This window comes from Labilibaculum sp. K2S, assembly GCF_030372765.1.
Classification (GTDB): Bacteria; Bacteroidota; Bacteroidia; order Bacteroidales; family Marinifilaceae; genus Labilibaculum.
In genome coordinates, this window is sequence record NZ_JAUCMW010000021.1 from 1 (window position 1) to 20,422 (window position 20,422).

At 37.2% G+C, this 20,422-nt stretch carries 14 protein-coding genes; 2 read left to right on the top strand and 12 right to left on the bottom strand.

All coding sequences use genetic code 11. The features are described from left to right. Positions 1–734 (top strand): IS91 family transposase (locus QUH73_RS17360; protein ID WP_289531701.1); only part of this gene is annotated, 734 nt, incomplete at its 5' end. 277 nt (positions 735–1,011) lie between these two features. Here QUH73_RS17360 and QUH73_RS17365 read toward each other — a convergent pair. The 9 genes from QUH73_RS17365 to QUH73_RS17405 form a co-directional block, all read right to left on the bottom strand. Continuing rightward, positions 1,012–2,568 carry a response regulator gene (locus QUH73_RS17365; protein WP_289531702.1) on the bottom strand — a complete coding sequence of 519 codons (1,557 nt, stop codon included), beginning with the start codon at positions 2,566–2,568 and terminating at the stop codon, positions 1,012–1,014. A gap of 662 nt (positions 2,569–3,230) precedes the next feature. Next, complete coding sequence (locus tag QUH73_RS17370; RefSeq protein ID WP_289531703.1) at positions 3,231–4,037, bottom strand: rhamnogalacturonan acetylesterase; 807 nt, start codon at positions 4,035–4,037, stop codon at positions 3,231–3,233. Between the two features lie 58 nt (positions 4,038–4,095). Beyond that, positions 4,096–5,484: a glycoside hydrolase family 140 protein gene (locus QUH73_RS17375; protein WP_289531704.1), complete on the bottom strand. Its 1,389-nt coding sequence runs from the start codon at positions 5,482–5,484 to the stop codon at positions 4,096–4,098. 74 nt (positions 5,485–5,558) lie between these two features. Continuing rightward, positions 5,559–6,308 (bottom strand): rhamnogalacturonan acetylesterase, encoded by a 750-nt coding sequence (locus tag QUH73_RS17380; RefSeq protein WP_289531705.1) that lies wholly within the window; start codon positions 6,306–6,308, stop codon positions 5,559–5,561. Positions 6,309–6,352: 44 nt separating this feature from the next. Next, positions 6,353–7,567, bottom strand: a complete 1,215-nt coding sequence (locus QUH73_RS17385; protein WP_289531706.1) for a pectinesterase family protein — start codon at positions 7,565–7,567, stop codon at positions 6,353–6,355. 43 nt (positions 7,568–7,610) lie between these two features. Next, entirely contained in the window at positions 7,611–8,576 is a 966-nt protein-coding gene (locus tag QUH73_RS17390; RefSeq protein ID WP_289531707.1) for a family 43 glycosylhydrolase, read from the bottom strand. An 81-nt stretch (positions 8,577–8,657) separates the two neighbouring features. Next, complete coding sequence (locus QUH73_RS17395; protein WP_289531708.1) at positions 8,658–9,854, bottom strand: sialidase family protein; 1,197 nt, start codon at positions 9,852–9,854, stop codon at positions 8,658–8,660. A 48-nt stretch (positions 9,855–9,902) separates the two neighbouring features. Then, positions 9,903–11,009, bottom strand: coding sequence for a pectate lyase (gene pelA / locus QUH73_RS17400; RefSeq protein WP_289531709.1), 1,107 nt, complete (start codon positions 11,007–11,009; stop codon positions 9,903–9,905). A 107-nt stretch (positions 11,010–11,116) separates the two neighbouring features. Then, positions 11,117–12,970, bottom strand: a complete 1,854-nt coding sequence (locus tag QUH73_RS17405; protein ID WP_289531710.1) for a glycoside hydrolase family 28 protein — start codon at positions 12,968–12,970, stop codon at positions 11,117–11,119. 145 nt (positions 12,971–13,115) lie between these two features. Between QUH73_RS17405 and QUH73_RS17410 the strand changes: the two genes are divergently transcribed. Continuing rightward, complete coding sequence (locus tag QUH73_RS17410; RefSeq protein ID WP_289531711.1) at positions 13,116–14,330, top strand: helix-turn-helix domain-containing protein; 1,215 nt, start codon at positions 13,116–13,118, stop codon at positions 14,328–14,330. 214 nt (positions 14,331–14,544) lie between these two features. Here the strand turns inward: QUH73_RS17410 and QUH73_RS17415 are convergent, their stop codons facing one another. From QUH73_RS17415 to QUH73_RS17425, 3 genes are read right to left on the bottom strand one after another with little or no spacing between them, the layout of a single operon-like run. Next, entirely contained in the window at positions 14,545–15,957 is a 1,413-nt protein-coding gene (locus QUH73_RS17415; RefSeq protein WP_289531712.1) for an efflux transporter outer membrane subunit, read from the bottom strand. Between the two features lie 13 nt (positions 15,958–15,970). Then, positions 15,971–19,123 (bottom strand): efflux RND transporter permease subunit, encoded by a 3,153-nt coding sequence (locus QUH73_RS17420; RefSeq protein ID WP_289531713.1) that lies wholly within the window; start codon positions 19,121–19,123, stop codon positions 15,971–15,973. A gap of 37 nt (positions 19,124–19,160) precedes the next feature. After that, positions 19,161–20,318: an efflux RND transporter periplasmic adaptor subunit gene (locus QUH73_RS17425; RefSeq protein ID WP_289531714.1), complete on the bottom strand. Its 1,158-nt coding sequence runs from the start codon at positions 20,316–20,318 to the stop codon at positions 19,161–19,163. Positions 20,319–20,422: the final 104 nt, after the last annotated feature.

Consider the following 20,422-nt stretch of genomic DNA (forward strand, 5'->3'; position numbering starts at 1 on the left):
AATTTTTAGGAGCACAAACTGGTGCGGTTGCGGTGCTACATACCTGGACACAAACGATGAATCAGCATCCGCACATCCACATGATTATCCCTTCAGGCGGATTATCTGATGATCAAATAGAATGGATTCCCTGCCGGAACAACTTTCTTGCTCCTAAAAAAGTGATCAGTTGTTTGTTTCGGGGCATACTGTGCCAGAGTATAAATCAGGCGATAGAACAAAAACAGCTCAATATTCCTGAGTATTTTCAATGGAACAGAATTAAGAATGATCTCTATAAAACAAGCTGGAATGTAAATATTGAAAAACCAATGGCAGGAGTTCAGGCAGTTGTAAAATATCTGGGTGGATATACCAATAGGGTAGCAATCAGCAATTCCCGAATTACAAGTGTTGAAAATGGAAAAGTTTCCTTCAGGTATAAAGACCGAAAAAGACTTGTTTTAAAAACAATGCAGCTCAACACCATGGAATTTATCCGAAGATTTATGCTTCATATTTTGCCTCATAACTTTTATAAAATCAGGTACTACGGAATCCTTTCATCAGCAAATTCCAAAACCAAAAAAGAGCAGATTGTTGCTCTTATGGAAACTTGTATGCCCATTCCAGAATACGAAGGATTATCAGCCATTGAAGTTTACTCTTTACTCACAGGTAAAGACGTAAGCCATTGCCCAAAATGTAAAAAAGGCAGAATCTTATGCAGAGCTTTACCAAAACCTGAAACTTGACCGGTAGGCTGATCGAAAAGTTCTTTGAATATTAAAAAGTAAATTTAATAGCACTAGCTAAAGGGGTAAAGTATGCTTTATTCGGAACAAAAATCTTCAATAATCACTCTGGTTTCCTATCGTAAACAGCAAATAGAAAGTCAGAAACTGCTGATAGATAAAAACAACGCAATTAAATACCCATAGTTCCGGCGGCATTGTCCAACTATGTTTTATCCTTTATTTGGAACTATTCTGAGAAGTAAAAATCAGTGTCCTAAATAATGTTTTGTTAATTTTAAAAAACGAAAGGATAAAACACTTTTACGTTATCAACTAACTCAGAATTATTATTCGAGTATTTTTGAATTAAAGAAAGTAATTTCGCTTTTTTAATTGGTTTTGAAATATATTCATCACATCCTGCTTCTTTTATTTTAAATGCATCTCCATTTTGTGCATGAGCAGTAACCGCTATAATTGGTAAATCCTTTCGGAATGATTTAATCATATGAGCTGCGTCAAGACCATTCATAACCGGCATTTTAATATCCATTAAAACAAGAGTGATATCCGGATGTATCTTGCATAAATCAACAGCCTTTTGTCCATTGCAGGCTCTTAAAATTTTGTTGCCGTTTTTCAATAAAATCTCTTCATAATAATAACAGGAATCGTCGTCTTCAGCGATTAGTATGAATGGTGTTTTCTTTTCTTTGGTTGGTTTTGTTATCTTCTTTGGTTTTGAAGAAACTGCTGGTGCAATGTTTGGAATAGATAAAAAAACTGTTGTTCCAATATCTTTTGTCGATTCAAGACGTATTTTTCCACCAAGCAATTGTATTATGCCTTTGGAAATAGATAAGCCCAATCCACTGCCTTCATGACCACGGGTATCAGAAATATTTTCCTGCATAAAACTCTTGTATATAATCTTTTGTGAATCCTTTCCAATCCCTTCACCTGTATCTTTTACAAAGATTTCAATTTCATTGTTTATTAGTTCAAAGCCCAGAGTAATACTTCCTTTTGTTGTAAATTTTACCGAATTAGATACTAGTTTAGATACAGCTTTTTGCAGTAATTCTCCATCCGTATTTAGGATGAAATTATCAACATTATCGGGAAATTGCATTTTAACAGCCACATTCTTTTTTATACAGGAATCCTGAAAATTCTGATAGGTATCTGTCAGCAATGAGGAAATATTAATTGGTTGAGGGTGTACTTCCATATTTCCGGAAACTATCAGTGAGATATCCATAAAGGCGTTAATAGTATTTAGCAGGCGGTCGCTGCTGGAATTTAGAATTTCCAAAAACTCCTCTTTTTCTTCCATTGTAATATTTGATTGTATAATAAGGGGGGCAAACCCTAGAATACCATTGAGGGGAGTTCTTATTTCATGCGAAATATTGTTCATAAAGGCCGTTTTTAGATGATCGCTTGCTTCGGCTTTGTTTTTGGCATTTTCTAATTCTATAGCCCGTTTTTCTTTCAATTCATTTTGACGAGCAAGTTCTTCGTTGGCAACGATTAGCTCGGCAGCCCGTTTCTCTTTCAATTCATTTTGATGAGCAAGTTCTTCATTCGCAAGAACTAACTCAGCAGCCCGTTTCTCTTTCAATTCATTTTGATGAGCAAGCTCTTCATTTGCAAGAACTAACTCAGCAGCCCGTTTCTCCTTCAATTCATTTTGATGAACAAGCTCTTCATTTGCAAGTAGTAATTCGTGTTTCGCGAGTTTTTGCTCAGCGATATTTTTATCGTATAATATTGTTAAGGAATTAAACTCTTGCTGCAATTTATGCAACTCTTTTATGAAATCGCTTTTTGATTTTTCTGGAGTATCCATAGTATGATTATTTGGACGATAAATTATTTTATGTTTACCATAATTGATTTTAGTAAACGTATTTTACACTTTTATTTTCTAAAAATAACAAAAGATTATTTAGGAACACTGAGTTTAAATGTGATAATAGTTCTAAATAAAGGATAAAATGGGATTGGTAACTATTTTAGGCGTTGGTGAGATGGGAGGGAACAGACACCTCAACCCCGGCCCTTCTCCTCGAGGAGAAGGGAGCCTTCTTTAAAAAAAAATGTTTTGATATAGGAGCTGTATTCTCTTCTCCTTTAAGGAGAGGGATAGGGTGAGGTTTTAAAAAGTCGCAGATTCCTTAAGGTGAATAGAATTGGTAACTGGTGAAGTGGGAGAGAACAGACACCTCAACCCCGGCCCTTCTCCTCGAGGAGAAGGGAGCCTTCTTTCAAAAATGTGCAGATATCAGGAGTTGTATTCACCTCTCCTTTAAGGAGAGTGATAGGGTGTAAAGACAGGAGTAAGGTCAGAACAAAAAAATAAGGGGCTGGGGGGCATAAAAAAAGCCACTGACGTGGCTTTTAAATTCTTAAAACGGTTGGTATTGATTGTATCTGATAGATACATCTCAAAAAAAATCATTTTTTTTCAACTTTGATTGACAAAACAAATCATAAACATATGAAATGGTTTCATTTTTTTAGAGTTTTCATTGCATCAAAAACCAATTCAGCAACAACTTTTGCACCTTCAGGTTGAAAATGTGTATTGTCTGATTGTCCTTCGGGGTATGCTTCATATATGCCGGAGGGCAAATTCATAAAATAATTATTAGTTACATATTCCTGACCTTTCCCGCTAAAAGCATCCATAGATAATTGATTTAAATCAATAAAACAGACCTGCATTTCGACAGCAACATCCAAGGCTGCTTTTGGGTATTCACCATGAACATTTTCTAAATGACTGTCTTTCCATGGGTAATTTCTGCATACAGGGGTAAGAATAATTGGAATTGCGTTCTTTTCTCTTGTTTGAGATACAAATAATCTTAAGAACTCCTTGTAACTTTCAACATCAGTATAACGCTCCGGTTTGTTCTGTGCTCCATCATTATGACCAAACTGCATGATTACAACATCGCCCTTTTTCAGGTTTTTGCATACCGATCTCCATCTTCCTTCCTGAAAAAAGGTTCGCGTACTTCTACCTCCCCGTGCACGATCATCAATAATAACACTGTCTGAATCGAAAATGTTTTTAAAATCAGTTAAATCAGTTCCTGTAAATTGTTCCTGAAATACCTGACCCCAGCCTGTCACTGGATATCTGGTTTTGTAATAATCTTTACCTTCTTCGTAATTATCAGCATAATCAGCCGCCGTGGAATCTCCGATTAGATAGATAACTACAGGCTTCTCTTGTAATGAAGAGCAACCGAACAAAAACAAAATCAGTAATAAAAGATTTCGTTGATGAAAAATCAAATTCTTTTTCATTTCTCTTTGCGTTTTTTTAAATTATATTCTCTTGTTCCGGTAAACGAATTAATTCTGATCAATCTTTTTCCAATACCAGTACCCAATCATTTCCATCGGTTTTATCTCCGGGAGGATCGAAGGATTTTATGCCTTTGGCTTCGAATGTTCCTATTTCAGTATAGGAACCGTTTCGGGGATTGTACCATGAGGCTTTCACTTCGCTTACATCCATTTTTTCCAGATTAATATTCATTATCCGCCCATTATAGGTGTAAACAAATGCATAATCCTTGCCTTTTGCGGCAGATAGATAATCGTATTTTTCACCTTGCTCATTTGCAATAAGATCTTGTGCCGGAATTCGGTCGAAATAAGATTTTGATAAAATCAATTGCTTCAGGTAGTTCATCTGGATGGCTCCCGGAGCATTCAGTGCCGGTTCCCAGTACTCTTTAGAACCGTAAGCCGGATTTTCATCTCCTTCCTTATGAAATTGCATAATGGCATTGTTTCCGTAGGTAAAACCGCAACCACCTGCAAATACCGACCAATAAGCATATCTTCTGCAATCAGAGTCGGTCCACAAGGGTTGAGTGGTATCGTGAAGCCCCTGAGGAATGCCTTCGTAAGAAGGTTCACCGTCAAGAGTTGGTTTTACCGGAATTTTCGCATAATCAGCAGCAGCATATTTCCAGTTGTCTTCCCCATGATAGGGAACGTCCGTGTCCTGATCGTATCTTCGGTGTCCCGATTGAAACATGTTAAAATCAAGCCAGTCTTCGTTATGAAACCATTCTGAAGACTGCATCCGGCCAAAAGGGTGGAAGGTAATAAGCTGTTTCGGACTGTTTTGCCGAATGGCCGAACCAATTGCCTGCCAGGTTGATGTGGAGTCACAGCCCTTTGTGTCTCCGCCATTCATCCAAATTACATTTGAACAGTCTTTATACCTTAGGGCTAACCATGCCGCGTATTTTTGCGCTTCTTGCTCAGACACGTTACCGCTTTTTACATTCGATCCCCAAACCGGCACCAGCGCCATGTACAATCCTTTTTGATTCGCTAGATTTATCAGGTAATCGATGTGATCCCAATAGTCGTACTGCTCCGAATTTTCAGCTGAATTTCCCAGTGTCGTATCCGGTTGATTAACACGACAGTTTATCAGGGCAGAATCTCCATAAACATTCACTGCTTTTGTAACATCATGCAAAACCATTGCCTGTATTACATTAAATCCTTTTTGACGTCTGTCTTCAAAATATTTTTCTGCTTCTTCACGCGTAAGTTTTGTGAAAAGCAACCATCCGGTATCACCCAACCAAAAAAATGGTTCCCCATTTTCAGTAGTCAGAAATCTTTTGTTTTCGGATATTTTAAGATTGGAAAGTGAGTCTGGTTTTGAATTGCAGGACAAACACAATAGTAAAAATGAAAATAGAATAAGCTGTGCGGTTTTTTGCATAAATAGAGTGTTTACAATCTGGATGTGAAAAAAAGGTTTGCAAATAATTTCGAAGGATATATTCTTCCTGTTACCTACTTTTTAAAATACACGCTAAGTTCAGGCACTTTTTGTATGATTTCACTTTTGGCAAGATCACAAACCCGAAAAGCTCCGCTTGCCGATAGATGTGTGTCGTCATTTCTACCATCAGGCAAAGACTCATATTCACCGGCATTGATGTGCAGGTATAATTTTTTTGAAGCATCTTCTCCATAATTGATAAGAAGTTTTTTGGTTAATTGTTGTAAATCAAGCAACGGAACCTGTTCCGATTTTGCAACTTCCCGAACTACCTGAGGATACATGCCATGGCTCTCTTGAAATACTCCGTTCTCATCAAATTTTCGACGTACGATAGAGGTGGCTAAAACAGGAATACCGCCTTTTTGTCGGGCTTCGCTTACAAAACGAGTCAAATTTTGTCGGTAATCGGTATCTGCATCGGCATATCTGGTGCTGTCTTTTATTTTTTCATCGTTATGCCCAAACTGAATAATCACATAATCTCCGGTTTGCATATTTTCCAAAACCTTGGCCCATTTTCCTTCATCCCGAAAGCTTTTTGTGCTGCGTCCGTTTACAGCATGATTTTCCACATGTATGCCTTCATTTAAATACAGAGGGAAGGTTTGACCCCAGCCTCTTTCCGGATTTCCATTTGCGAAGGGTTTATTGGCCATTGTAGAGTCACCAACAAGAAAAATGGTAGTTTCTTTTTTTTGTGTACAAGAAAATGCAAACAGAACCAGCAATAAAATGATTGTTTTGGATGGGTACTTCATTTTGAATGTTTTTAATTTTTATATGATGTTTGAAAATAAATTATCTATTTGTCAATTTGTATTTGATTCATTTTTCGTTCGGTAAGGCTTGCCTGGCTTGCCAGTAGTTCTCCGCTTGTAACTGCAAACGATTTGGATTTTAATGCTTGTCCGTTTTTGCTGAAAATGATGGTTTTCGCATCTTTTTTGTTTTTAAGAGAATAGACAGTTCCGTCGGCTGCTTTTATTTGCAGATCGCCGCGTATGGTCATTGCTTCGGAAAAGGTCAATACGAATTCGTCCTTACTTTCGTCAATTTTCAGACATTTAGGAGGAATTGCATTCTCAGGATCCCACCGACCATCAAAAGTCCATTTTGCAGAAATTGTATCCGCATTTTGGATGTTGTCAGTTAACCAGTCGAAAACTTTGCCTTCTTTTTTAGAGTTCGAAAAATATTTTCGCTCTCCCCAAACGTAGGGTTGATTCTTTTCAGGCTTATCGGGATATGTTACCCGATAGATTGGTTTGTCAGCCATATGTTTGGAATAGCTGCAGTTAATCAAATAGAATCTGGCCTCATAATGATGCCGTCCCAGATGGAATCCTTCTATACCATCGAAAAAAGAATTTTTGATTACAAACTTTTGATTTTTATTGATCGATCCGGCATGCCAGATTGCGGCTGTTTGTTTTACCTCGTAAAAAGATGAGTTGGATATAAAACACCAGCCTCGGGGACACACAAAATCCACGGCACCTTCAAAATGGCAATTGGTATGATAGTACATTCCGTTTTCCGAATCCCAAAGAGAAACCGTATCTGCTCCTTTGCTTGTAATTGTGCAGTTGTCAATAATTGTTCTTGTGCCTCTGCCGTAAACGGCAAATGCATGAGGTCCAATTTCGGGTTGACTGTTCGTAATGGTCAGATTCTTTAGGATCACATCGTTGGCATGGATATTAACAACCGCTTCACCAATTGCATCTTTGTTTTTCATCCAATCTGTTCGTAACAGGCTGTATTTAATAATGGTAGAATCTCTGTTTTCGCCAATCAGGCTTAAATTATCATACTCAATCCTAAATTTTTCATGGTAAATGCCATTTTTAATAAAAATTACAACACGTCCGCATGTTGTGTCGGGCAGTTGCTCAATTGCCTCAGTAATTGTTTTGTAGTCTCCGCTTCCATCTTGCGCAACCGTAATATCGACATGCTGCGCCATGGAAACATTGACTAAACAAACAAAAATAAATAGAATAAAAGCTCTTGACATTGTTGTATTGGTTTAGATTCGATTTTTTAATAATCTAATATTATTAGTCAGCCGAGGTTTCCCCAACACCGGCATCTGTTCTTTTTACTTCCTGAATGGTTCCGTCTTCGTTAAAATAAAGGTATTCAGCACAGCATTGACGTTGTGTTTTATCGCAGGTTGATTTTGTTTTAAGCCAACGATGATAGAATAAAATCCATTGTCCTTTAAATTCAACAATCGAATGGTGATTATTACTTTCCCCTTCCTGCTGCATAATAACGCCCTGGTATTTCCAAGGGCCGATAGGAGATTTGGACATATAATAGGTAAGGATTCTGTTGTTTTCAGGCATGGTATAATAGTAATTTCCGTTTCTTTTGAATACCCACGGGCCTTCTCTTTTTGGATTGTATCCGCCCATATCCATATTAATCAGATCACCTTTAACGCTAAGCATATCGTCAGCCATTTCTGCAACCCAATAGTCGCCGCCTCCATTAAAATAGATGTAAGCTTTACCATCATCATCAACAAAAAGACAAGGATCGTTGGCATAAGGCTCTTTCCATAAAGGAGCTCCAATTGCATCAACAAAAGGGCCGGTAGGAGAATCACTTACGGCAATTCCTAAGCCCATCCACTTTGTGCTGTTTTTAGAATTTACACGATCTTTAAAACCGGTGCCGGCAGGAAAACAGAAATAATATTTGCCATTTTTATAGGCACAATCTGGCGCCCATGCGAAATTGTCGGCCCACGAAAGATCATCAACTGATAAACAGGCGCCATGATCGGTCCAATTTACCAAATCGGAGGAGGAGAACACGTGCCAGTCTTTCATGAAAAAATCAGGCTGGCATTCTTCGTCATGGGAGGTATAAAGGTACATTTTTCCATCTTTCCATACATGGCCAGATGGATCTGCTGTTTTAATATCACTGCCAAAATTGAGTGGGTTTTGAGCAAAGGTTATTGATGTATTTACCAGCAAAAATATCAATGCTATTTGTATTGCAAACTGTTTCATCTTAATTTTTGTTTTATGTAACAATGGTTGGTGTAATTTAATATGCGTTTATATCGATAAAAGTAAATGCCCGCCATGCAGTTACTTTTTAGGCCGTTGATTCTGTTGCCAGAGCAAACTGTCAATCGGAATTTTGGTTAATTCTACATCTTCTTTATTGGTTGCATAGGATACGTAGAGGTAATCACCCCAAATCACACTTTTGGGATAACTATATCCAATTCGTTTGTATTTTCCTTTAAACCTCATGGGCTGAAGATCTTCGTTACCGCTGCGCAATAAGTAAGCATGATCAAATGTAAAACCGTCTTTGCTTAAAGTAATTGCAAGAGGAAACCGACTTTTATTTCCCGAAGGATTATTAACCATAAAGGCTGTGCCGTCCGATAAATTTCCGGCACTCTGCTTCGCCCTTGAGTCTGGTGTATCGACAATTACAGGAGTAGTCCAGTTTGCCCCATTGTCCTTACTAAGCGAAGCAAGTTTTTTAAAACTATTGTTTTGATCCCGAAAAATCATGACAATAGTGCTGTCTTTTCTGTAAAACCAACTAGGTTCTATTTCCCGGCTTATATTTTTATTGTCTGTAGGCATGTTAATCATTTTTCCAGCTGTCCAACCCGATATGCCAAGCGGATCGTTAGTATAAAAGGGTGTAACTATTAATCCGGGCTGCATATGAAAAGCTGTAATGATCCGGCCGTTTTTTAATGCATGAACATCCTGTTCAATAATTCCTAAAACAGGTTGGCCATTACTATTTGTAAGAGCTTTTGGCGATTTCCAATGTATTCCATCGGTTGATGTAATGTATTCGGTATAGCCTTCTTTAGCTCCTTCGTTTTTATCGGGCCAATTACAAATATAAGCCACAAGGGTATTTCCGTCACTCCACCATCCGCCGCTTGTTTTTATTCCGTGCTTCCATTTTTTGGTTAATGCAGATGGTTTACTCCAATCTTTTCCATTTTTGCTCCTGCTGTAAAAAACCTGAGTATCTTCACCATCTTCATCAACCGATGAACTTTGCCATTGTGAATAAAGCATTCCTTTATATGGAAACAGTACAACTCCGTGATTGTATTTATTATCGCCGTTTTGCGGTGCAAATATTGTTACTGTTTCAAGTCCCTTGGCGAAAGGGAGTCCCAGAGTTTCGGGCTGATCAAAGTTAAAGAGAGGATGAACCTTAAAAGGAACATCACATTCCTGAGCATGCAAGGACAGTACCAGAAAAAATTGAGGTAAAAGTTGAATGATATTTTTAAGTGAAATCATAATTCTCTATAAAGTTATTACCTGCAAAATGCGATACCGGTTTGGTTGTTATTTTGCATTTACTTTTTTTCTCCATCCAGGATATTTTTTCAGGAGTCTTGCAGGAGCATCGGTATACCAGCCGTAACCATTTCGGCGTTCGTAACTAATCTCAGCCAGAGAGTTTCTTTTAATTCCATCGCGGCTGCAGAAATATGGTTTGCAGGTTTCTAAATCGTAAAAACGGGCCCACAATGGGGAAGCCTTTTCATCTTTAACGATAACTCGATTTTTCTTTCCGTTTTTATCTATTTCCTGAGTTAATTTTATTCCCTCTATTTTGTTGGCCTCAAACCATTTTACAGCTCCATTTACAGCAGCAACAATTTGTTCGGAAGGCTTATCTATCTTCATTAATAAAAGTGCTATGTTGACCGATTCGCCACCACTAAACGAAGCCAATTCGTATGCACGTGCATTAGCCGGAGCGAATGTTTTTTCATCATGCTGAGCACACCATACTGTTGGTTGACCATTTACAACAATCTGGGTTTTAAGAATACATTGAATTCCCTTGTTAAATGCCGTTTGGGCTTTATCTTTTCGGTCTTTATTTATTTGTAATGAATCAAATTCTTTACTGTCTGCAAGTATTTCAAATAAAAAATTCAAGGTATTTACCATCGCATCATCATTAAAGGTAATATGGTCTGCGTAATCTCCTTTGCAAGGATAAAACTGCGGCCATCCGCCATTTTCGTATTGCGAAATAAAAATATATTCAAGTCCTTTTTCAAATGCCTGCTTATACCGCTTGTCATTAAAATGGGAATATACTTTAGCCAGAAACCGTAATTCTGATATTGTTGCACCGTTATCGAATGTGGCGCCAATTTCAGACTTGTCCTGAATATAATGGGTCTTCTCTGATTCAGAGAATGCTTGATGATAGGGCTTGTTTTTTTCCCATCCTCCAATTTCTTTTTGACTAAGCAGTACGTTTTCGGCCACCAATTTTGCATCCTCAGTTCCATACCATTCTGCGGGCATTTTGGTTGATACCTGTTTCCATTTCAGACTCAAATAATCTTTAGCGGTTGTTTTTTGCTTGTTTTGTGCTAAAGCAGAAGTTATTGTCAGAACCATGATCATTGAGATCAAATAGATATTTTTCATATGATTATAATTTGTTTTTTAATTGCCATATGAAACTCCCAAATTACACTCATTCTCCTGTGTGTAACACTTTTTATAGGGTTGTTTCATAAATTCTTATTTTTACTTTATTTGACTGGTGAAAAATAAGTGGTAATTATTTTTTGTTTTTCTTCAATTATATCTCCGTTATTATTGATTCCAACAGCGAATAATTTTCGGTCATACTCTCCTTTAATTTCGAAATACGCGAAATCCTGAAAAGAAATTCTCTTTATTTCATTGATCATGAGGGGGGCAGGAGTGATCTTTAAATAAGTTTCCAAAGCTGCTATAACTGCTTTTGGTAATTCACCAAATGCAATATCCGATTCGGATCGCATGATCTTCCCGTCGGCCAGAATTAAGAGACGCAGTTCTTTCGACGATTCGAGTTTTAAATTAATGTTGTAGATAACATTTGACTGGGTAATCATTCGGTTAATATTGCTGACAGGAATCTGAGGATAATTAGCCACCAGTGTATTTTTTACAGATTTTGGAAGATCATTGAATTTTATATTATTGGAATCCAAAATGTCATCTTCGTTGCGTTCCAGGTTGATTTTTGGAATTTGAATGTTCCCGACTGTGTTTGTTCCTGAGTAATTTTCCTCATTTTCTTGAACATTTGAAAAGTTCATGTTTTGCAGGTTCTTTACAAATGAACCTTTAAAGGTTGAAAATTTAGAATTGCGGACATTTACATTATAAATTAAATTTTTACTATGACCGTTAAGAAGAAAGGCACGACCACAATTTTCGGCATAAATTTTATCGAGATGAATATTGTACAACAATGGACTGGAATCGGATAGGTTTGAACTGTTGTTAATATTGCCAAGTAAAAATGAACCTGTAATATGATTTGCCTGAATATTCTTTAAAAATATCTCGTGGAGCTTTCCCTTTAGCCTGGCATTGGCGAAAATACGCAAAGCCGTTTCGCTTGTATCAATTTTTAAATCAGACAGGAAAATATGATTGGCTCCGGCTTGTGTTTGGGAGCTGATAATTACTGCCGAATAAAGAACATTTTCGAAAACTGAATTTTGGATTATGATATTCTTTGACGCACGATTGTTTGGGATTTTAACCCGTCCCGAAAGAATCTTTACTCCATCGTCAACAAATTGGAATTTTGTACTGTCAACAAGAATATTTTCACTGCTTTCCAATCCAATTCCAATCTGGTCATATCCATGACTGCTGATTAAACAATTTTTAATTGTTACATTATCGCATAAAATTGGGTGAATAACCCAAAAAGGAGCATTTTTAATGCTTACTCCTGAAATATTTATTCGGGAACACTCCAAAAAAGTAATCAAATCCGGGCGGAAAGAATGGCCATTCCCAAATTTACGATTGATGGGTTTCACATTAGTATTTTCAAGGTCTTTCAACAATTCCCAATCCATTCTTTCCTGAAATTTCATGTTTTTCCAAACAGGATCGTTTCCCTGACCGTCAATAATACCTTTGCCGCTTATCTGTATGTCGCTTGCATCTTTAGCATAAATCATGGATGAATAGTTCATGCATGGAATGCCGTTAAACCAGTTGTAAGCTAAGGGATATATTTCAGGTTTCGCTATAAATTTGAGTTTAGCACCTTCTTCCAAATACAGATTTATTTTGCTCTTCAGAACAATAGGTCCGGTATAATAAATTCCAGGAGGAATTAGAATTGTACCACCACCAATTTCATAAACATGGTCAATTGCTTTCTGGATTCTTTGAGAATCATCCTCAGATCCAAAATCAATCAGACGTAAAGTATCAGTTGGGATTTTTGCAGACTGTATTTCACTTCTGATTGAATCGGCATATTTCCAGCCATTGGAACTTTCAGGAACCGATTCATTGGGTGCATTTTCTTTTTGCCTGTTACAGGCCAGCAATGCTATAATAAGAGCAATACATGAAATAGGAAGTCGCATAACTTTTTTTTGCTAAAATAAGCGAAAGTCTTATAAACAGGCTGTTATTTCCTGTCATTAACTGTTATTGACCTATTCATTTTTTGTTTTTATGTATTATTTAAAATGATTTAGTAACTTTCGCAGGACAACCGTAATATCTAACATGAGTAACAATTTCGATGACAATTTCTGGCTGAGTAAAATTGCCGGCAGCAAGTATTTTACATCTGCGAACGATGTTCGATTGCTTCGTTATTTGGTAAGCGCCACACGCGAAGATAAAATTCTGAAAGAAACGGTTATTGCCATTGACGTTTTCGGACGTGATGCTTCATTCGATCCCGGATCGGATTCTATTGTACGTTCCAATATTTACAATCTGCGTAAAAAGCTCAACTCTTACTATCTGGATGAAGGCAATCATGACGCTGTGCGGTTTGTAATACCTAAGGGTAGTTATCGTGTTGTATTTAAGCTGGCTGAAACAGAGGAGCTTGAACAAACACCAGAATTGAGAGTGGCAACTTCAAATTCGATTAGCTTCAAATTTTTATTTCCGGTTTCATTTGTTCTGATGTTGGTTTTTGCATTCCTTTATTTCTCAGGCAATAGAAACTTTAACACTCAAAAAATAGAAAATAAAAATCCGGTTTGGGATTACTATTTGCAATCGGAAAACCCGTTGATAATTGTTTTGGGGGATTATTTTATGATGCAAAAAACGCAATTCCCAGATAGCAGCTTCAATTATGTTCGTAATCCGGAAATAAACAGCCAAAACGACTTTATGGCTTATCTGGATAAAAATCCGGAGCAAAAAGCCAGTATGAAAAAACTGGGGCAAAGTTATTTTGGCGAAGAAATCCCCAACTGTTTTTTTCAGTTGATACAAATTTTTCAAAAAGCGCACAAACCATTCAGTATGAAATATGCTTCGGAATTATCATTGAGTGATGTTCGGATGAATGACCTGATTTTTGTAGGCGATTTTGGCACTTTGGGAATACTTAATCCTTTTTTCGCAAAAACAGGTTTTCATTATTCCAACATACCCCCGGCTATTTTTATTTTAAATTCGCAGCAAGATACTTCTGAGTATATTTCTCTCAACAATCCAGATCGATCGGTATTCCAGAATGATTATGCCATCGTTTCCAACATTTCGGCCTACGATGGAAAAAAGATCATGTTTTTTGTATCCTTTCTACCATTTGGCAAATCGGAAGCTTTGTACAAGTTGAGCGAAACATCATTTCTAACTGAACTGACAGATAGTGTCGCTTCTTTTCCGGATGACTGGAATCTGTTAATGAAAATTTCAGGTTTGCAATCTACCGGATTCTACTATGAAATTATAAAGTTTGGCAGTATTGAATAAGCAGCGGTTAAAGGATGATGACAGGCTGACTTCAAAAGTGAATGAACCACTACTAAAAAAAGCAGCATGCTAGCTTTGAGCTAATATACTGCTGCTTAATTGATATGCTAAATCAAATATAAAATAAGATTTGACCGGATTACTAAATTGAAGAACTAACTTCAAAATCATCCTACCGACGCAATCCGGTCAAAATCTACCCACTATTAAAATCTTACTTACGATTCCATCCACCACCTAATGAAAGGTATAATTTCACGACGGTATTTAATTGTTGGAATTTTGTATCAATAGTATTGATCTCTGAGTTAAGAGCGTTACTTCGAGCAGTCAACACTTCAATGTAAGTTGTGTTTTGGTAGCCATTGTTCAGTAATTCTTCAGAATACTCAACAGCCTTTCTTAAAGCTTCCAATTCCATTTTCTGGATTTCGTATTTTTTTTGTTCAGACTGATAGCTGTACAATGCATCCGATACTTCTTTTCCGGCATTTAGTATCGACTTTTGAAAATTGTAACGTGCTTCGGCTTGCTGTGCTTTGGCAACTTCATATCGGGTTCTGATGTTTCGTTTGTTAAAAAGTGGTTGGGTCAAATTTCCAATCACATTGCTAAACAAAGAGGACGTACTGAACCAATCGTCGAAATTGATGCTTTCCAAACCTGCGCTTGCACTAATACTCAAACTAGGGTAGAAGTTGCTGCGGGCAACATTGGTCAGCTCAAAAGCATTCATTAAGCCATATTCAGCAACCATTACATCTGGTCGGTTTCTAAGCAATTGAGCAGGAAAACCAGTTTGTAATTCAGCCGTAACCTTTTGATCATCTAATTTGCCACGAACAATAGTTCCGGCATTTTGTCCCAACAAAAGAGAAATAGTGTTCTCTAAAAGATTTACATTTTCTTCTAAATTTAAAAGAAGAATTTGAGTGCTGTACAACTGTGCTTCGGTTTGCTTCACAGCAGCTTCGGTTACTTGTCCGGCATCTTTTAAGCTTTTCATTGTTTCCAAACTCTCGGTTCGGTTGGTTACTGTTTGTTTTGTAACATCAACCTGAGCATCCAAAGCAATTAATTGAAAATAAGCGGAAGCCAAATTGCCAACTAAAGAACTTTCTACCGCTCTTCGTGAAGCTTCACTTTGCAAATAACCTGCTTGACTTGCTCTTTTGTTACTTCGGATTTTACCCCAAATATCAGCTTCCCATGAAACGGTACCTGTTAATTGGTAGTTTTCATAGTTGGGACCATTACCTCCTGCTGAAATTCCTGTCATACTGTTGTCTGATGCTTCATAATGACCACCATTAGCACTCATATTAAGACTAGGCAGATAACCCATTTTTCCTTGTTTGTAATAGGCTTCAGCAGCATTTACACGCTCAATTGCCATCAAGTAATCCAAATTGTTATCCAAAGCTTTATTAATTAAGCTTTGCAGGTTCGCATCGGTAAACAATTCTTCCCAAGGCATGCTGGCAAGTGTTGATGAATCGGTAGTTGAAACATCGCGATACTGATCTGAAGTCTCTAGCTCCGGTTGCTGATATTTTTTTGCAACAAAACAGGATTGAAGACTGAATGCCGTTACAACCAGACTAAGTATTATATATCTTTTCTTCATCATTTCTTTCTATTTATTCTGCAGTTTCCAATTCGTTATCTTCCGGTTTTGGAGCTCCTGTAATTTTTTCCTGAATTGTCTGGAAAATCACGAAGAATGCAGGAATTACAAACACACCAAAAAGAGTTCCAATTAACATGCCGCCAACTGCACCTGTACCTATTGAGCGGTTACCAACTGCACCGGCACCATTTGCCAGCATCAATGGTACTATTCCCAGGATAAATGCGAACGAAGTCATTAAAATAGGACGTAAACGTGCTTTTGCTCCCTCAACTGCTGCCTGCATTAATTCCATTCCCTGACGGCGGCGTTGCAAGGCAAATTCTACAATCAGAATTGCATTTTTTGCCAGCAAACCAATCAACATGATTAAAGCCACCTGGAAATAAATGTTGTTTTCTAATCCAATCATCTTCACAAAAAAGATGGCTCCAAATATCCCGATAGGAAGTGATAGAATAATGGAGAAGGGTAGTATGTAACTTTCATATTGCGCTGCAAGTAAGAAATACACGAATATTAAACTCAGTGCAAAAACTAAAATGGCTTGATTTCCTGCTTTTTGTTCCTCACGTGTCATTCCAGAGAATTCATACCCGTAGGTCGATGGCAATGTTTCTGCCGCAACTTCCTGAATGGCTTTAATGGCATCTCCGGTACTGTAACCAGGATTCACATTGCCGTTAATGGTTGCAGAATTGAAAAGGTTGAAGCGGTTAACAACATCAGGACCATTTACTTTTTTCATGTTTACAAACTGACTTACCGAAACCAATTCGCCTTGAGCATTTTTAACAAACACATTATTCATGGACTCAATTGTTTCACGATCTTCGGGAGCAGCCTGAATCATCACACGGTACTGTTTTCCGAACCGGTTAAAGTCGGCAGCATACCAACTTCCATAATATCCCTGAAGGGTTGAAAACAATGAATTTACTGAAATGCCAGCTTCTTTTACTTTCTCTACATTTATTTCCATCTCATATTGAGGGAATCCTGTATTAAAAGAAGTCCTCGCATATTTAATTTCCGGTCGTTGGTTTAATGCACCCAGAAATAGACCACTTTTGGCCATCAAGTCGTCAAATTCTCCATTCGACTTATCCTGCAAACGCATTTCAAAACCATCAGAATTACCAAAACCTCTGACTGTTGGAGGAGCAAAAAATAATATTGTTGCTTCATTTATTCCTGCTGTCATTCCAAATAATTGCCCAACTATTGCATCTACTTTTTGATTGTCCTGTTTTCGTTCTTTCCAGTTTTTTAATTTAATTACAGCGAAAGCTTTTGAGCCACCTCTGGAACCACTTAACATACTAAAGCCAACTACAAACATTTTTTCCTGTACAACATCAATACGATTGATAATTGCTTCTACCTTGGAAACAACTTCACTTGTTCTATCCAAAGTACTTCCGGCAGGTAATGAGATGTCGCAGAAAATAACTCCTTGGTCTTCGTTTGGTATAAATCCTGTTGCAGTAGTTTTGAAAAACCATCCAGCTAAGGAGATGAAAACAACTAATATTACACCAGTCAACCACTTTCTCTTAATTAAATAGCGAACCGAGTTAGCGTATCGATTAGTCATTACTTCGAATCCCGTATTGAATGAAGTGTAAAATCTTTTTAGCAAATTTTGGTTATGCTCTTCATTTGGTTTATGTGGCTTAAGTAAAAGAGCACACAATGCAGGACTTAAGGTTAATGCATTGATTGCTGATATAACGATAGCAACTGCAAGCGTGATTGCAAACTGTTGGTAGAAAGCTCCTGTTGAACCTTTTAAAAAGGATACCGGAATAAACACTGCCGACATAACCAAAGTAATGGATATAATTGCGCCGGTAATTTCGCTCATGGCCGATATAGTAGCTTTCTTAGCACTCTTCGCACCGTGGTCAAGTTTGGCGTGAACCGCCTCAACCACAACAATGGCATCATCTACTACAATACCAATTGCGAGCACTAAGGCAAACAGTGTCAACATATTAATAGAGAAGCCAAAGAGGTTCAGAAAGAAGAATGTTCCAACAATTGCCACTGGTACTGCTATTGCAGGAATCAAAGTCGATCTAAAATCCTGAAGGAAAAGAAAAACCACAAAAAATACCAAAAGGAATGCTTCAATTAAGGTAGTGATTACTTTACTGATAGATGCATCTAAGAATTCATTGGTATTGAAAGGAATCACATAGTCAATACCTTTAGGAAAATTCTTTTTAGCAGATTGCAATGTACGTTCCACTTCTTTGATAATTTCCTGAGCATTTGAACCGGATGTTTGGTATACAGCAACCGCAACTGATGGGTGACCGTTGGTAATATTATTGGTAGCATAACTAAAGGCACCTAACTCCACTTTTGCAACATCTTTCAAACGGAGGAAATTACTATTTCCTTCCGATCGAAGAATAATATTATCGTATTCTTCTTTTGTGGAAAGTTTTCCTTTGTAGCGAATAACATATTCGAATGACTGAGATGAATTCTCTCCAAATTTACCTGGAGAAGCTTCCAAATTCTGCTCATTCAAGGCGCTAACTACATCCTGAGGAGTAAGACCATAAGCGGCCATTTTTTCAGGTTTCAACCAAATTCTCATCGAATAATCACGTGAACCAAAAACGCTGGCATCACCTACACCATTAACCCTCTTGATCATTGGGATTAGGTTGATACGAGCATAATTTTCAATAAATGTTGCATCTAAATCCTCGTTTTCGGTAAATACAGAAAAGAACATCAAAACACTATTCTGAACTTTTTTTGTGGTTACTCCAGTTTGAATTACCTGTTGTGGCAATTTGCTGTTTACTGTTGCTACTTTATTTTGAACATTAACTGCTGCAATATCAGCATTGGTTCCCAATTCAAAGTAAACACTTATGGTTGCACTTCCATCGTTACTGGCAGTAGAGGACATGTAGGTCATATTTTCTACACCATTAACGGCTTCTTCTATGGGAACGACAACACTTTTCAGCAGAGTTTCTGCATTGGCACCAGGGTAAGTAGCAGAGATCTGCACGGTTGGAGGTGCAATATCAGGAAATTGCTCTCTTGGTAAAGAAGAGAGTCCTAAAACTCCCAAAATTACAATAAGTATGGATATTACAGTCGATAATACCGGCCGTTCAATAAATTTTCTTAACATGAAATATGATTTTTATTTACAGTTTAAAAACCTGATATTATTTTTTGGAAAATGCTCTGTTGTCTGGTTGAGTCGAAGAGCCAGTTTGTGGAAGAATTTGCATTCCTTCTCTAAGTTTGATTAATCCCCCGGCAACAAATACTTGTCCTTCAGTAAGTCCTTCTTCAATAATAAAATCATTACCAAGAGTTTCTGAAACAAAAACTTCTTTAGACTCTATTTTGTTTTCATTACCAAGAAGATAAACAAAATGTTTTCCCTGCAATTCGAAGGTCGATTTTTGTGGTAAAATAATTGCCTGATTTATATTAGATGGTAGTTTTATTTTACCACTAATACCACTTCGTAATAAATTGTCTGGATTTGAGAAAATTGCGCGATAGCTAACACTTCCTGTTCTTGGGTTTACCATTCCGTTAATGGTCTCAATTTTCCCTTTTTGATTGTAAGTTGATCCATCTGCAAGGATTAACTCAACTTCAGGTAATGCCTTAATCATATCTTTAACACTATTGCCATTCAATTGTCGATTGAATTGTAATAATTGTTTCTCGTTTAAAGAGAAGTAAGCATATACATTACTAATATTGGATACTGTAGTAAGTGGTTGAGATTCTGTACGACCAACTAAGCTACCAATTCTGTAAGGTATACTTCCAACAATTCCGTCAACCGGACTCTTGATAATAGTATAGTCTAAATTTTCTTTGGCATTCATATAATCTGCTCTTGCAGCTGTCAACTGAGCTTTTGCAGCATTCAAATTGCTTTCGGATGTTTCTAATTGTACGGCACTAACAATATTTTTCTCTACCAAAGGTTTTATTTTACTCACATCAACTTGTGCTGATACAACCTGAGCTTTTGCTACTTCAACATTTGCTTCGGCAGCTTTAACTTGCTGATTTAAAGTTTTGGCAGTTAATTTAAACAGAATCTGTCCTTCTTTAACCTGGCTACCTTCATCAATATAAATTTTTTCAACAAAACCATCCACTTTAGGACGAATTTCTATGTTTTGTTCTCCTTCTATATTTGCAGCATATTCTGTGTAAATAGTAATGTTTTCCTTTTTCACTGATTGTACAGGGAATGGCATCGGTCCACGAGCCATTTGTGGTTGTGATGAATCTTTACAAGATGATAAACCCAGTAGCATGATCGCCATACTTGCTAAGATGTAATTTCTTTTCATGTGTTGATAATTTAGTTTTTAATTGCTTGATAAAATTTTCTGAGCGTAATAAAATTACAGTTCGTTTATGCTTAAAGTGAGTGTTGCAATTATTTGGTTAAGTT

What these genes read in the sequence shown, in the direction of transcription:
- QUH73_RS17365 (WP_289531702.1), bottom strand. Translation starts at nt 2,568, where the DNA reads ATGGATACTCCAGAAAAATCAAAAAGCGATTTCATAAAAGAGTTGCAT.
- QUH73_RS17370 (WP_289531703.1), bottom strand. Translation starts at nt 4,037, where the DNA reads ATGAAAAAGAATTTGATTTTTCATCAACGAAATCTTTTATTACTGATT.
- QUH73_RS17375 (WP_289531704.1), bottom strand. Translation starts at nt 5,484, where the DNA reads ATGCAAAAAACCGCACAGCTTATTCTATTTTCATTTTTACTATTGTGT.
- QUH73_RS17380 (WP_289531705.1), bottom strand. Translation starts at nt 6,308, where the DNA reads ATGAAGTACCCATCCAAAACAATCATTTTATTGCTGGTTCTGTTTGCA.
- QUH73_RS17385 (WP_289531706.1), bottom strand. Translation starts at nt 7,567, where the DNA reads ATGTCAAGAGCTTTTATTCTATTTATTTTTGTTTGTTTAGTCAATGTT.
- QUH73_RS17390 (WP_289531707.1), bottom strand. Translation starts at nt 8,576, where the DNA reads ATGAAACAGTTTGCAATACAAATAGCATTGATATTTTTGCTGGTAAAT.
- QUH73_RS17395 (WP_289531708.1), bottom strand. Translation starts at nt 9,854, where the DNA reads ATGATTTCACTTAAAAATATCATTCAACTTTTACCTCAATTTTTTCTG.
- pelA (WP_289531709.1), bottom strand. Translation starts at nt 11,009, where the DNA reads ATGAAAAATATCTATTTGATCTCAATGATCATGGTTCTGACAATAACT.
- QUH73_RS17405 (WP_289531710.1), bottom strand. Translation starts at nt 12,970, where the DNA reads ATGCGACTTCCTATTTCATGTATTGCTCTTATTATAGCATTGCTGGCC.
- QUH73_RS17410 (WP_289531711.1), top strand. Translation starts at nt 13,116, where the DNA reads ATGAGTAACAATTTCGATGACAATTTCTGGCTGAGTAAAATTGCCGGC.
- QUH73_RS17415 (WP_289531712.1), bottom strand. Translation starts at nt 15,957, where the DNA reads ATGAAGAAAAGATATATAATACTTAGTCTGGTTGTAACGGCATTCAGT.
- QUH73_RS17420 (WP_289531713.1), bottom strand. Translation starts at nt 19,123, where the DNA reads ATGTTAAGAAAATTTATTGAACGGCCGGTATTATCGACTGTAATATCC.
- QUH73_RS17425 (WP_289531714.1), bottom strand. Translation starts at nt 20,318, where the DNA reads ATGAAAAGAAATTACATCTTAGCAAGTATGGCGATCATGCTACTGGGT.